15 protein-coding genes are annotated in these 13,714 nt (G+C 63.5%); 1 reads left to right on the top strand and 14 read right to left on the bottom strand.

Annotation, left to right across the window (positions count from 1 at the left end; all coding sequences use genetic code 11):
* Positions 1 to 40 precede the first annotated feature (40 nt).
* The 14 genes from dhaK to NKI63_RS19230 form a co-directional block, all read right to left on the bottom strand.
* On the bottom strand, positions 41 to 1,027 hold the full coding sequence (dhaK, locus tag NKI63_RS19295; protein WP_352506970.1) for a dihydroxyacetone kinase subunit DhaK: 987 nt from the start codon (positions 1,025 to 1,027) through the stop codon (positions 41 to 43).
* 26 nt (positions 1,028 to 1,053) lie between these two features.
* Positions 1,054 to 1,476 (bottom strand): hypothetical protein, encoded by a 423-nt coding sequence (locus NKI63_RS19290; protein WP_352479842.1) that lies wholly within the window; start codon positions 1,474 to 1,476, stop codon positions 1,054 to 1,056.
* An 8-nt stretch (positions 1,477 to 1,484) separates the two neighbouring features.
* Positions 1,485 to 3,101, bottom strand: coding sequence for a phosphoenolpyruvate--protein phosphotransferase (gene ptsP, locus NKI63_RS19285; protein WP_352506969.1), 1,617 nt, complete (start codon positions 3,099 to 3,101; stop codon positions 1,485 to 1,487).
* On the bottom strand, positions 3,085 to 3,387 hold the full coding sequence (locus tag NKI63_RS19280; RefSeq protein ID WP_023676329.1) for an HPr family phosphocarrier protein: 303 nt from the start codon (positions 3,385 to 3,387) through the stop codon (positions 3,085 to 3,087). The genes ptsP and NKI63_RS19280 overlap by 17 nt, the downstream gene beginning before the upstream one ends.
* A 22-nt stretch (positions 3,388 to 3,409) precedes the next feature.
* Positions 3,410 to 3,799 (bottom strand): dihydroxyacetone kinase phosphoryl donor subunit DhaM, encoded by a 390-nt coding sequence (gene dhaM, locus NKI63_RS19275; protein WP_352506968.1) that lies wholly within the window; start codon positions 3,797 to 3,799, stop codon positions 3,410 to 3,412.
* The gene (gene dhaL / locus NKI63_RS19270; protein ID WP_352506967.1) at positions 3,796 to 4,398 is read right to left on the bottom strand and encodes a dihydroxyacetone kinase subunit DhaL; all 603 of its coding nucleotides are present in this window, start codon (positions 4,396 to 4,398) and stop codon (positions 3,796 to 3,798) included. Before dhaL ends, dhaM begins: the two co-directional genes overlap by 4 nt.
* An 81-nt stretch (positions 4,399 to 4,479) precedes the next feature.
* The gene (locus tag NKI63_RS19265; RefSeq protein ID WP_352506965.1) at positions 4,480 to 6,123 is read right to left on the bottom strand and encodes a dihydroxyacetone kinase subunit DhaK; all 1,644 of its coding nucleotides are present in this window, start codon (positions 6,121 to 6,123) and stop codon (positions 4,480 to 4,482) included.
* A 67-nt stretch (positions 6,124 to 6,190) separates the two neighbouring features.
* Positions 6,191 to 7,204: an ABC transporter ATP-binding protein gene (locus NKI63_RS19260; RefSeq protein WP_352506964.1), complete on the bottom strand. Its 1,014-nt coding sequence runs from the start codon at positions 7,202 to 7,204 to the stop codon at positions 6,191 to 6,193.
* Positions 7,197 to 8,309: an ABC transporter ATP-binding protein gene (locus NKI63_RS19255; RefSeq protein WP_352506963.1), complete on the bottom strand. Its 1,113-nt coding sequence runs from the start codon at positions 8,307 to 8,309 to the stop codon at positions 7,197 to 7,199. The genes NKI63_RS19260 and NKI63_RS19255 overlap by 8 nt, the downstream gene beginning before the upstream one ends.
* A 3-nt stretch (positions 8,310 to 8,312) precedes the next feature.
* Positions 8,313 to 8,513, bottom strand: a complete 201-nt coding sequence (locus NKI63_RS19250) for a hypothetical protein (protein WP_352479849.1) — start codon at positions 8,511 to 8,513, stop codon at positions 8,313 to 8,315.
* Entirely contained in the window at positions 8,510 to 9,460 is a 951-nt protein-coding gene (locus NKI63_RS19245) for a carbohydrate ABC transporter permease (RefSeq protein WP_254816115.1), read from the bottom strand. The genes NKI63_RS19250 and NKI63_RS19245 overlap by 4 nt, the downstream gene beginning before the upstream one ends.
* Positions 9,457 to 10,404 carry a carbohydrate ABC transporter permease gene (locus NKI63_RS19240; RefSeq protein WP_302893612.1) on the bottom strand — a complete coding sequence of 316 codons (948 nt, stop codon included), beginning with the start codon at positions 10,402 to 10,404 and terminating at the stop codon, positions 9,457 to 9,459. Before NKI63_RS19240 ends, NKI63_RS19245 begins: the two co-directional genes overlap by 4 nt.
* Positions 10,405 to 10,532: 128 nt before the next feature.
* A complete protein-coding gene (locus NKI63_RS19235; RefSeq protein WP_352469942.1) occupies positions 10,533 to 11,864 on the bottom strand; it encodes an ABC transporter substrate-binding protein in 1,332 nt (443 codons plus the stop codon).
* A gap of 212 nt (positions 11,865 to 12,076) precedes the next feature.
* Entirely contained in the window at positions 12,077 to 12,766 is a 690-nt protein-coding gene (locus NKI63_RS19230) for a PIG-L deacetylase family protein (RefSeq protein ID WP_352822884.1), read from the bottom strand.
* A gap of 27 nt (positions 12,767 to 12,793) precedes the next feature.
* Here NKI63_RS19230 and NKI63_RS19225 point away from each other — a divergent pair, with 27 nt between their 5' ends.
* Entirely contained in the window at positions 12,794 to 13,684 is an 891-nt protein-coding gene (locus tag NKI63_RS19225; RefSeq protein WP_352448474.1) for a DMT family transporter, read from the top strand.
* Positions 13,685 to 13,714: the final 30 nt, after the last annotated feature.

Genomic DNA, 13,714 nt, shown 5'->3' with positions numbered 1-13,714 from the left:
TCGGTCCTATCACCGACTATTTCTAGGGCATTCTCCGCCGCTACATGCCCCAGCGCAGCGCGGCCGTATGTACCGGTGCATCCCACCAAACAGCCGCCTCGTCGTCGAGCATGCTCAGCGTGATCGAACAGCCGGCCATGTCGAGGGAGGTAACATAGGACCCGACCAGCGACCGGGTTACCGTGACGCCGTGCTTCTCGAAGAGTTTGCGGGCGCTGTTGTACATCAGGTAAAGCTCCATCAACGGTGTGCCGCCAAAGCCGTTGACGAAGAGCAGTGCCTGGCCTCTGGCACCGTCGCCCAGGTCACCCAGGATTGCGGTACAGATCTCGTCGGTGATGGCGTCGGCGCTTTTCAATGTGTCACGCCGCCTTCCGGCCTCGCCATGGATGCCGACCCCGAACTCCATCTCGCCGTCGCCGATATCGAAGGTCGGCCTGCCCGCCGCCGGCACGGTGCAACTGGTCAGCGCCACGCCCATCGAGCGCGTCGCGCCGTTGACGCGCTCGCCCAGCGCCTTCAACGGCTCCAGTGGCATGCCTTCTTCGGCCGCCGCGCCGACGATTTTCTCGACCACCAGCGTACCGGCGACGCCGCGCCGGCCGGTTGTGTAGGACGAGTTTTCGACCGCGACGTCGTCATTGGTCACGATTTGCATCACGCCTTCCGACATTTCAGCGGCCATGTCGAAATTCATCACGTCGCCCTCGTAGTTCTTGACGATGAACAGGCAGCCGGCGCCCGTATTGACGACTTCGGCCGCCGCCATCACCTGGTCAGGCGTCGGCGAGGTGAATACCTGGCCGGGGCAGGCGGCATCCAGCATGCCGTGCCCGACGAACCCACCATGCAGCGGCTCGTGACCCGAGCCGCCGCCGGAGATCAGCGCCACCTTGCCCGGCTTGAGCAGCTTGCGGCGGATGAATTTGTGTTCCTCGCCAAGCGCCAGGATATCGGCATGCGCTGCAACGAAGCCGTCGAGGCTCTCGGTCAGCACCGTATCGACCGAATTCAGAAATTTCTTCATGGCTGTCCTCCCGAAATAGCCCAGCGTCAGCTGCCCTTGCCGGCGATGCTGGTGATCTTCTGGATGAAATCGTTGACCGCCCGGTCGAGCGCCGCGTTCTGCTTGTCGTCGCCGAAATCGGGAACGATCAGCGAGACATGACGTGTCTTGCGCATGCCTGCGGCCAGCGACATCTTTCCCGGATGCGCCCGATGGTAGGCCTCAAGGAAATGATCGCGTTCGACCGGGCTGAAATGGCAGACGGAGAAGATAGCCGGCAAATGCTTCGACGGGATCGGCGTCGAGTAGGCTGGGCTTGAAATCTGCGTGACGAAGCTGCGGTGTTTTCCAAGCGCGTCGGCGAGGCGCTGGCGCATGCCGGACGGGCGCTGGTCGATCACCTGCGACAGGATCGTCTTGTAGGCGCGGATCGCCTCTTCGGGGCCGGATTGCGACGCCTTGTCAGCCATGCCGGGGCCTAGATCGAAACGTCCGCGATGGCCGCCTTGGCCATCGCGAGTTGGGCGGGAGCGACGGAGAGGTCACGCAGGCCGGTTTCGAGCAGCGCCGGGATCGAGGCGGGGTCGCCGCCGGCATCGCCACACAGGCTGACCGGGATATTATGCCCGCGGCCGAAGGCCGCAACGGAGGCGATCAGCCGGAGCACGGCCGGGTGCCTGACGGAATTCAGATGTGCGACCGACGCATTGTCGCGCGCGGCCGCCATCACGTATTGGGTCAAATCATTCGAACCGATCGAGAAGAAGGCGGCCTTGGCGAATGCCTCCGGTGCGATGGCCACCGACGGCACCTCGACCATGATGCCAAGCGGCGGCATTTTGTGCGCGATGCCGCGCGCCAAAAGGTCAGCCTGCTCCTCCGCGAACAGCGCGGTGGCGTGTTCATACTCTTCCGGAACGGCGATCATCGGGAACATCACCTTCAAATTGCCGTGCATGGCGGCACGTAGCAAGGCGCGGATCTGCACACGAAAGACCTCCGGACGCATCAGCGACAGCCTGATGCCGCGCAGGCCAAGGAACGGATTACCTTCTTCGACGGTGAGGCCCGGCACAGGCTTATCGCCGCCCGCATCGACAGTACGGATCGTCACCGGCCTCTCGCCTGCCCATTCCAGCACTTTGCGGTAGGCGCGATATTGCGTCTCCTCGCCCGGCAGCGTCTTGCCGAACAGGAATTCGGTCCGCATCAGCCCGACACCGTCGCACGCCGCAGCATCGATGCTGTCGACATCGGACGGATCGGCGATATTCACCTGCACGCGGACCCCTATGCCGGTCTTCGTTGCCGCCGGCCTTGTCAGATAGGCTGCCGCTTTGCCGCGATGCGCCGCGAAAGACGACGACGATCGCCGGAATATGGCGATCTCCGCTTTCGAAGGCGCCAACACGATGCCACCATGTTCGGCATCGAGCAGTGCGATTCCGGTAAGGTGAGCCGGCGAAGCACCTGGCCTGGCCAGCCCACGCTCCATGAGCCCAAGCCCCACCACCATGGGCACGCCGCGTGAGCGTGCCAGCATTGCGACATGACTTGCGGCACTTCCTGCCGTAAGTGCTATGCCGCCGCCTGCACTCCAGTCGGTTTCGAGGAAGCGCGTCGGTGCGATATCCTCGCCGTAGAAGATCGCACCCGCCGGCGGCGCAATGTCGCCGCCCCCGGTCAGCGCGCGCAGCACCTGGTCGCGTATATCGCGCATGTCGGCGGCGCGCGCCCGGAAATAGTCCTGCTCGGATGTTTCATAGCCGGCTATCTCGGCGTCGAGCGCTTTTCGCCAAGCCACATCAGCAGCCATGCCGTCGGCAATTCGCGCAAAGGCCGGGCCGGTCAGCGCGTCGTCCTCCAGCATGGCGAGCTGGAATTCGAGGATGGCGGCCGCCTCGCTGTCGCTGCTTTCGATCAATGTCGCGAGCCGGCCCGCGGCAATGGAGATGGCGGCCTCAAGCGCCGCCTTCTCGCCCGCGGCAGTCGCCTTGCGGACATAACGCACAGCAGCCTGGTCCAGATCGAACAGCGGCCCCTCGGCATAGCCGGCCGATGCCGAAATGCCCTGCAGCCTAAGCGGTTCGGGCATGGTCCTTGCCTTCGTCGAAATCGCGGCGCACCAGCTCGACCAGTGCTCCGACCGCCTCGCCGGCGCCGTCCCCTTTGGCTCTGATGTGCAGGACAGTGCCTTTCGGCGCTTTCGCAGCCATCACCTTGACGATGCTCTTGGCGTCGAACCATGGCCCGTTGGCGGCGAGCGCAATCTCGACGTCGGCCGAAAACGTCTTGGCAAGCTTGGTGAACTTCACCGAAGGACGCGCATGCAGCCCCACCTCATGGGTGATCAGGACGCTGGCTTCGGCTGCTGCGGACATGCTTGTCAAAATTCCCGTTCGTTCACGACGGCGACAATTCGTGCGCCGTCGCCACCACTTCCCTGAGCGAGGCGCCGCCGGAAGCCTCGGTCGCCGCCATCACCGCGCCTTCGACGATCGGCGCATTGCAGACGACGATCTTCTGGGCGCGTGGTTCGCCGATCATCTCGATCGCCATCTCGCTATTGGTCTCGGCACCTCCGAGATCAACGAGGATCGCGACACCCGCCTCCGACCAGGCCTTGTCGATGGCACCTATGATCGCCTCGACATTGGTTCCCAGCCCGCCATGGCCGTTTCCGCCGCACCATGCAAGCGGCACTTCGTTGCCGACCATCTGCCGCACCATGTCGGCGGTGCCTTCGGCGACCAGCGGCGAATGCGAGACGATGACGATGCCGACATTGCTCATGCGCGCCTCTCGATTGCTTCGGCTACGGCCCGCACCAGAAGCGCGGTCGAGCGTGCGCCGGCATCCATATGACCGATCGAACGGTCGCCAAGGAAGGAGGCGCGCCCACGCAGCGCCTTCATCGGCACAGTCGCGTCGGCTGCGTTGTCGGCGATCTCGGCGATGTCCGCTGCCGCCTTTCCCTGCAGCAGGGCCTCGTGCACCGGCTGCAGCACGTCGAGCATGGTTTTTTGCCCGGCCTGCGACTTGCCTCTGGCGGCCACTGCTTCAATCGCCTTGCCGAAGGCCGCCGCCAGATCGGCGCGATCCGGCGCCGCGGGAATCTCCTTGCCGAGCACCATGAACAGCGTGCCGAACAAGGGACCGGAGGCTCCGCCGACGGTCATCACCAGTTTGGTGCCGATCGCCTTCAGCGCCTCGGGCAACGGCTTTGCCGCAAACACGCCGGCCTCGGCCCGCACGGCCTCGAAGCCGCGTTTCATGTTGAGCCCATGGTCGCCGTCGCCGATGGCCTGGTCGAGCCTGGTCAGCTCTTCGGCATGGGCGGCGATGGTGTTTGCCGCCGCCTCGATCAGCCTGGAAATATCCGCTGCCGCCATATCACCCATGCTCCTGGCCCCTACGCTGCCGGCAGTACGAGAAAATTGCATATCCGGCAATTGAAGCATTCTTTTCCCCAGTCAAGCGGGTTCGAGCAACGCAGCGAGGGCCGTGAAGACCTCGGCGACGGCAAAGGCGCCGGGGTCGACCACGCCGTCGAGCTGGCTGCCAATATAGGCGGACCGCCCGGCCTTGGCCTTGCGCATGGCAGCGGTGGCCTCGGCGCCGCGTCGCGCCGCGACCGCCGCATCCTCCAGACTGCCGCTATCCAGCGCCTTCAAGGCGGGTTCCAAGGCATCGACCATCGTGCGATCGCCCATCCTCGCTCCACCATAGAAGGACATCCGATCGAGGCCGGCGAGAAGCGCCTTGGGAAGCGTTTCGCCAGACTCCAGCGCCTGCCCGGCGGCGGTGAAGAAGATCGACAACAGCACGCCGCTGGAGCCGCCCATGCTGGCACTCAGGATGTCGCCCACGGCGGCCAGCGTGGCGGCAGGGTCGGCGAGCGGCAGCGCCGCAAGGCGGCCAAGCACGCTGCGCGCACCGGCCGCCACAGTCGATCCGGTGTCGCCGTCTCCCGCCTTGGCGTCCAGTCCGTTCAACGCGCCTTCAAGCGAGATCAGCCGTTCGCAGATGGCGACCACCAGCCGCTCGGTGCGTGCGTCCGGGCTGGCTTTCGACGCGTTGCCCCGGCCGGCGGCTTTGGCCATCGGCACGACGCTGGCTTGGCGAACGGCTCTTGCCGGCAGCCAGGCGTGAGGGCCTACCGGCGCCCTCAACGCCGCTTCGCGCGGCGCATCGAGCCGGATCAGCGACAAGGAAAAGCCGTTCATGTTGAGCGCGGTCATAAGCTGCCCGGGTCCGATCGTCAGCGTCACCTTTCGTGCCAGCGGTGATGTCAACACCGCATTGGCGACAAGCAACATTTCCAGCGGTGGCACCGAACCGAGATTGTTGATCAGCAAGGCGTAGTCGCTGGCGGGATCGAGCCGCGCGGCAAGGCGCTCCGACATGATCGCAACCAGCCTTTCGGCACTTTGCACCGCAATCCGCTCAACGCCCGGTTCGCCATGGATGCCGAGGCCGAGTTCAGCGTCGTCGGCGCCAAATCTTTCGTCATGGCTCTGACCGGGGATCGAGCAGGATGACAGCGATATGCCGAGGGAAACGATATCCGCCGCCGCGGCCCGCGCAGCAGCGGCAACCGTCGACAGATCGTTGCCGGCTTCCGACATGTGGCCGGCGATCTTGTGCACGAACAAGGTGCCGGCAACGCCGCGCGGCTGGGCAATATCAGGCAGGGCGATGTCGTCGGCGACGATCACCATCTCGACGCGGAAGCCTTCGGCGCGCGCCTTCTCGGCGGCCAAGCCGAAGTTGAGGCGATCGCCGGTATAGTTCTTGACGATCAGCAGGCACCCGGCGGGACCGGTCACCGCGCGGATGGCCGTCAATACTGCTTCCACGCTCGGCGAAGCAAAGATCTCGCCTGATACCGCCGCCGTGAGCATGCCCATGCCGACGAAGCCGGCATGCGCGGGTTCGTGCCCGGCCCCGCCGCCGGAGATGATGCTGACCTTGCTCTTGTCCCAGTCTGCACGGAGGACGACCTTGATTTCGGGATAGCCGTCGAGGCGGGCGAGATCGCCGGTGCCGGTCGTGCCGAGAAAGCCGTCCAGGGCCTCAGTTACGATCGTATCCCTGCGATTGAAAAAATGCTTCATCGAATTGGTCCACTCCGGTGCCCGAAATTGCCGGTTGAAAGGTGCCAGGAAAACACTCGCGCAGCGCTCACAGCAGCCGTCGCCCATCGGCGCCGAAATACAGCGGCGAGCGATAGCGGATCATGATCCTGTCGCCCTGCGCCAGGTCGGTGTCGGGGTCGGTCAGCGTCACCAGCTTCCTGGTCCCCACCGTCACATGCAGATGGTTCTGGTCGCCGAGATGCTCGACCCAATCGACGACGCCGTCGGCATGGCCGTTCGCCGCCTTCGCGATCGAAAGATGTTCGGTCCGCGCACCGATTGTCCTGGTCCCCGCCGGCGCTCCGCCATCCGGCAGCAGTCCGACCGGCAACAAATTGATTGCCGGTTGGCCGAGCCTGGCCGCGACGTGAAGGTTTGCCGGCTCAGAATAGATCGTGCGCGGCGAACCGATTTGGACCAGCACGCCGTCGGCGAGGATGCCGATGCGGTCGGCCATGGTCATCGCTTCGATCTGGTCATGGGTGACGTAGAGCATGGTGGCGCCGAGTTCGGCCTGTATACGCTTCAGCTCGAGCCTGAGATCGGCGCGCAGCTTGGCGTCGAGCGACGACAGCGGCTCGTCCATCAGGTAGATCGACGGCTTGCGCACCAAAGCGCGGCCGATGGCGACGCGCTGCATTTCGCCGCCCGAGAGTTTGGTCGAGCGATTATTCAGCTTGTGGTGGATGCGCACCATCTTGGCCACGTCCTCGACGCGGCGGCGAATCTGATCCTCCGGCATTTTCCTCGCCGGCGAGCGCAGCGGAAAGGCGAGGTTGTCGTAAACCGACAGATGCGGATAGAGCGAATATTGCTGGAACACGAAAGCGGTGTCGCGCTCGGCCGGCGACAGCGTCGTCGTGTCGTGGCCGGCAATATGGATCGAGCCCGCTTCCGGACGCTCAAGCCCGGCGATCAGCCTGAGCGTTGTCGTCTTGCCGGCGCCGGTCGGCCCGAGCAGCACGACGAATTCCCCGTCGGCGATATGCAAATCGAGATTGTCGACGGCGACATGCTCGCCAAAAGCCTTTGTCACGCCTTTGATGTGAACGTCAGCCATGATGCGCTCTCCCCTGGGAGGCCGAGTCATGGATTTCGGTGCGCACCGCACGGCCGGATCCTTTTGCGAACAGCGACAGCCGCGCGCTGTTCAGCGCCAGGCCCACATGATCGCCCGGATTGAGCCGGATTTCGGCCGGCACCCTGGCCTTGATGATGCCGTCTGCCGTCTCCACCGCCACGATCTGGGTGGTGCCGAGATATTCCGTGCCGTAAACAGCTCCGCGCAGCTTCGAAGCGTCGTCGAAGCGGATGTGCTCCGGTCGGATGCCAAGCGCCATCTCGGCCGGCGCGACATCCTCGCGCACCTCCGGCACGGCCACCGTCGCGCCCTGCACAACAACTTCCCTGGCGCCCTTTGAAAGGCCGCCGTCGAAGCCGAGGAAATTCATCGGCGGCGAGCCGATGAAGTCGGCGACGAACATCGTCGCCGGCCGGTCGTAGATCTCACGCGGCGTGCCGAACTGCTCGATGACGCCATGGTTCATCACCGCGATCTTGTCGGCCATCGACATCGCTTCCATCTGGTCGTGCGTGACATAGACGGTGGTGGCGTGGATGCGGTTGTGCAATTCGCGCAGCTCATGGACCATCAGATCGCGGAATTCGGTGTCGAGCGTGCCGAGCGGTTCGTCCATCAGGAAACATTTTGGCCGCCGCACGATGGCGCGGCCGAGCGCCACGCGCTGGCGATCGCCGCCGGCTAGCCCGGAGACCGATTTGTTGAGCAGATGGTCGATCCGCAACAGCTTCGCCGTCTCTTCCACCCTGGCCCGAATTTCAGCGCCTGGCATGCCTTGCGCCAGCAGCGGGAAACCGATGTTCTTTCTCACATTCATGTGCGGATAGAGCGCGAACAGCTGGAACACAAAAGCGATGTCGCGCTCGCGGGCACGCCGCATGGTGACGTCCTCGCCGCCAAGCAGGATCTTGCCGCCGGTCGGCAGTTCGAGCCCGGCGATCATACGAAGCGTCGTCGTCTTGCCGCAACCCGACGGCCCCAGCATGACGAAGAATTCGCCGTCCTCGACGACGAAGTTGGAATCCTGCACGGCGACGAAATCGCCGAATGCCTTTCTCAGATGTTCGACCCTGATCTCAGCCATCGTCTACTCCGGAAATTTCGAGACGATGATGAACATCGCCGTGCCGGCCAGCATGGTGACGAACGAATAGGTGTAGAGCGCCAGCGCGAAGGGCTGGAACAGCATCAGGAAGCCGATGGCGATGATCGCCGTGGCGACGTTTTCCATCAGTCCGCGCCTGGCCCAGACGGGCCAGCGCGATTTGCGTTTTACGGTCAGGCTCATTTGCGCACCGCGCCGAAGGTGATGCCGCGCAGCAATTGCTTGCGAAGCAGGATAGTGAAGACCAGGATCGGCACCAGGAAGATCGTCGTGCCGGCCGCGACCGCCGGCCAGTCCTGGCCGCCTTCGCCGATGATGGTCGGGATGAAGGGCGGCGCGGTCTGCGCCGTGCCCGAGGTCAGCAGCGCAGCGAAGGCGTATTCGTTCCAGGCAAAGATCAGACAGAAGATGGCGGTCGCGGCAATGCCCGTGGTCGCCTGCGGCAGCACGGTGCGCCAGAACGCCTGCAGCCTGGTGTAGCCGTCGATCATCGCCGCCTCTTCATATTCGCGCGGGATCTCGTCGATGAAGCCTTTCAGCAGCCAGACTGCCAGCGACACGTTGACCGCCGTGTAGAGCAGGATCATGCCGAGCGCGGTGTCCGACAGTCCGAGCTCCCGATACATCAGGTAGATGGGAATCGCGACCGCGATCGGCGGCATCATGCGCGTCGACAGGATGAAGAACAGAAGGTCGTCGGCGAGCGGCACCTTGAAGCGCGAAAAACCATAGGCCGACAGCGTGCCGAGGAACACCGCGCAAAACGTCGAGCCGAAGGCGATGATCAGCGAATTGACGAAGCGCGGCATGAAGTTCGACGGGCCGGCGATCACCATATTGCGCTTGCGCACCGTCTCGTCGCAGACCCCCGTCGCCGGTCCCAGGGAGTTGATGTATTCCGGGGTTTGCCGAGTCCGGGTCGAGAACAAGTTGCAGTAGCCCTCGAGGCTCGGCTGGAACAGGATCTTCGGCGGATAGGCGATCGAATCCGGCGGCGTCTTGAAGCTGGTGGCGAAGATCCACAGCAGCGGCACGATCGAGATCAGCGCGTAGGCAACGATGATCGTGCCGGCGACGCGCTTCGACGTGGCCGAGGGTGCGACAACGGAATGGGCTGACGTCAGGCTCATCTCTGCTTCACCTTGTTCAGTGCCTTGACGTAGATGTTGGCCAGGCCGAACACCGCGACGAACAGGATGATGGCGAAGGCCGAGGAATAGCCCGTCCGCCAGCTTTCGAAGGCCTGCCGCTTCAGCGTGATCGAGGCCACTTCGGTGGTCGATCCCGGCCCGCCGCCAGTGAGCAAATTGACCATGTCGAACATCTTGAAGTTCTCGATGCCGCGGAACAGCACCGCCAGCATGATGAAGGGCAGCGCCATCGGCAGCGTGATCGACCAGAACTGCCGCCAGTTGGAGGCGCGGTCGACCTCGGCCGCTTCGTAGATGTATTCGGGGATCGAGCGCAGGCCGGCGAGGCAGATCAGCATCACGTAAGGCGTCCACATCCAGGTGTCGACGATGATGATCGACCATGGCGCCAGCGACACGTTGGAGAGCATGCTGATCTGCGTTGCCGGAATGCCGGTGACGAACGAGACGGCGTAGGCGAACAACCCGATCTGCGGCTCGTAGAGAAAGCGCCAGAAATTGCCGACCACCGCCGGCGACAGCATCATCGGCACCAGGATGATGGTCGTCCAGAAGGCGTGCCCGCGGAACTTGCGGTCGATCAGCCAGGCCAGCGTAAAGCCGATCAGCGTCTGCAGCAGGATGGTCCAGAACACGAAATGCGCTGTCGTCTGCATGGCGATCCAGATGTCCTGGTCGGCGAGGATGCGCTTGTAGTTCGCGAGCCCAAGGTTCTTCACCACCTCATTGGGACGATTGGCGCGAAAATTGGTGAAGGACAGATAGATCGCCCAGAACAGCGGGAAGATGTTGATGGCTAAAAGCAACAGGATCGTCGGCGAGATGAACAGCCAGGCGAGGCCCTTGTCGCTGATGCCCCGGACCTTGCGGGCCAACGGCTCGGGCGTAGCCCGGGCAACGCTGTCCGCAGTCCGATTGAGCATGGTCAGTCCTGCTTCGGTCACTTGGATCGTCTCGACAATGGAATTTATCTGAACTGTGTCCCGTGCCAAGGGCGGCACGGGACGGTTCGGTCATGGGCTCGGGAGGAGCCGGTTACATCTTGCCCCGGTTACATCTTGCCATCGTCCTGGAAGACCTCGGTCCAGTCCTTGACGAGGCCGTCGAGCGCATCCTTGGCCGAGCCTTGCCCGGCAACGACATAGTCGTGGAAGCGCTTCTGCGATGCCTGCAACAGCGGGGCATAGCTCGGCTCGGCCCAGAAGTCCTTCACGATGGCCATCGAGTCGAGGAAGGTCTGCGCATAGGGCTGGCTGGCCGGGAAGGCGGGGTCCTTGACGACCGCGTTGAGGCAGGAATAGCCGCCGAGCGACCACCATTTGGACTGCACGTCCTTGTTGGCGAACCATTTGATGTATTTGAGCGCGGCTTCCTGCTTGTCGGAATAGGAGACCACCGAGATGCCCTGGCCGCCGAGCTGGGCGAACTGGTCCCCGTCCGGACCTTTGGGATTGACGAAATAGCCGATCTTGTCGCCGCCGACATTCTCGTCCTTCTGCAGGCCTGGCCAGGTGAAGGCGAAGTTCATGTGCATCGCCACCTGGCCGGATTTGAAGGCATCAACGCCTTCGCCCATGTAGCTGTTCGAGGCGCCGGGAGGGGTGCAGCAATCGTAGAGGGCTTTGTAGAACTCCAGGCCCTTCACCGATTTATCGGAGTTGACGAAGCCTTCCATCTCGTAGGGTTTTTTCGGGTTTTCGTACTGGAAGCCAAAGCTGTAGAGCACGTCCATGGCGCCCATGGTGATGCCTTCCGAGCCGCGCTCGGTGTAGATCGACGCGCCATAGACGGTCTTGCCGTCGATGTCGCGCTTCTGGAAGAATTCGGCGATCTGCTTCAATTGGTCGAAGGTCGTCGGCGGGCCGAGATCCCAGCCGTACTTTTCCTTGAATTCCTTCCGCAGCTCCGGCTTGGAGAACCAGTCCTTGCGGTAAGTCCAACCGACGACGTCACCCATGGCCGGCAGCGCCCAGTAATTCGGCGAGTTCTTCGGCCATTCCGAATAGCCGACGACGGTCGCCGGCACGAAATCATCCATGCTAATCTTCTCCTTGTCGAAGAAGTCGTTCAGCTTGACGTAATGGCCGTTCTCGGCGGCACCGCCGATCCACTGGCTGTCGCCGATGATGAGGTCGCACAGCTTGCCGTGCGAATTCAGCTCGTTGAGAAAGCGATCGGCATAGTTGGTCCACGGCACGAATTCGAATTTCATGCCGATGCCGGTTTCCTTGGTGAAGTCCTTGGACAATTCCACAAGCGCGTTGGCCGGGTCCCAGGCTGCCCAGCAAAGCGTCAGATCTTCTGCCCGCGCGACATTCGAAACGGCTGTCGACGCAAAGAGTGTCGATGCCAGTCCCAACGCCAATTTCAAGGTCGATTTCATGCCTTCCTCCCATTTGCGAAACACGTCCGGATGACGGTTTCAAGAGCCCGCTAAACCCCTCCTCCGGGGCCCAAACACAACGACGCGGCGGCGCACCGGATGTTTAGTAATTTGTTTAGTGATGCAATTTTTACTAAACAAAGCAAGCGAATTCGTTGCTGCACCGCAGCATGCTGGACATGAAAGCAACGTGAGAAGTTGCGGCGACCTGTCTAGGTCACCGTCTTGTTGCTGACAGCCACCGGACGGATCACTGGGGCCGGCGGCAGCAGCGCGCGGATATCGGCGAAGGGGAAGACTGGCTCGAAGCGGAAGGCCTCGGCAAACGATCCGGCCGGGCCGTTGCACTGGCCGGCGCGAAAGGCGTTCTGCGTGCGCGCCGCGTCGACGAAACGCTCGGGATCCTGCGACTGGTGCGCCCTGATCGCCTCCGCCTTGAGATCGAAATGCCTGGAGGTGTCGACGTAGTGCGTTGGCGAAAACCCGGTGCCGCCGAACGTGTCGGCATGTAGCACCGGCACCGAGAATGACGCTGCGATGCGCACGCCATCCGACAGCGCGCGGTGGTCGCCATGATAGTCGTTCGGCGCATGCGTTATCACCAGATCCGGCCCTATCTCGCCGATCAGTGCTTTGAGCGCCCCGATCAGCGCGGCATCCGCGACCAGCCCGCCATCGGGAAAGTCAAGGAAGCGCGGCGTCACGTCAAGCAGGCCGGCCGCCGCCATCGCCTCCTTGCGGCGCGTGCGGGCCAGCGCTGACGGATCGCCGTAGCCGCCCCTGGTGCCATCCGTGGCTATGGCAAAAAAGAGTTCTGCGCCTTGCGCGGCATAGGCCGCCATCGTACCGAACATGAAGATCTCGATGTCGTCCGAATGCGCGCCAAGCGCCAATATCTTCACTCTCATCTCTCCCGGAAATGGAAAAACGTGCCCAACGGAATTCTGCTCGCACTCATCGCCTATGCAAGCTATTCGTGCAGCGACGCCGTTGTCAAAAGCCTGGGCGGGCAGTTCAACGTCTTCGAGATCGGCTTCTTCTCGACATTGTTTGCCGGCTGCTTTCTGCTCTTTGCCAGGCCGGCAGGCGAGCGCTGGCTCGATTTCTGGCGCACCAACCGGCCCTGGGCGGTACAGGCCCGGGCCTGGGCCGGCATCGCCTCGGGCGTGCTCAGCGTCTATGCCTTCACCACCATCCCGCTGGCGGAAGTCTATGCGCTGATCTTTCTGGCGCCGCTGTTCGTCACCATCCTAGCCACGCTGGTCCTCAAGGAGAAGGTCGGCCCGTGGCGGTGGCTGGCGGTGGTCGCCGGCTTTGCCGGGGTCATGCTGGTCGTCAGGCCGGGGTTTCGCGAATTGCATCTTGGTCATCTGGCGGCGTTCATCATCGCCTTCCTGGCCGCCACCAATGTGATCCTGATGCGTTCGCTCGCCGCGCAGGAAAAGCGCACGACGATGCTCGGCGTGCTGATCGGCTACGGCCTGCTCTTCAACGGCGCCGGTGCGGCGGCTACCTCGTTCTCGTTGCCGGATGGCAGGCAATGGGCCTGGCTGGTACTGGCCGGCGCCTTCACCGCCGGCGGCCAGCTGTTGCATCTGCTGGCGGTCAAATACGCACCGGCCAACCGCATCGCGCCGACGCATTACTCGCAGATCGTCTGGGCGGTGGTTCTGGGTGCGCTGTTCTTCAGGGAATATCCGGATTTTCTGTCGCTGGTCGGCTTGGCCGTGGTCGGCGGTTCCGGCCTGCTGACCATGGTGCGCGAGGAGGTGCGGCTCGGCACGGTGCGCTGGAACCCGTTTTCGCGGACCAGGCTTTGAGTCGGCGCCGAGGTTGCGCCGCGACCGCCA

It is taken from the genome of Mesorhizobium sp. M0410, assembly GCF_040321435.1.
In the GTDB taxonomy this organism is placed as follows: Bacteria; Pseudomonadota; Alphaproteobacteria; order Rhizobiales; family Rhizobiaceae; genus Mesorhizobium.
The sequence above is the reverse complement of the archived record's forward strand: the minus strand, read 5'-3'. Positions and strand labels throughout refer to the sequence as shown.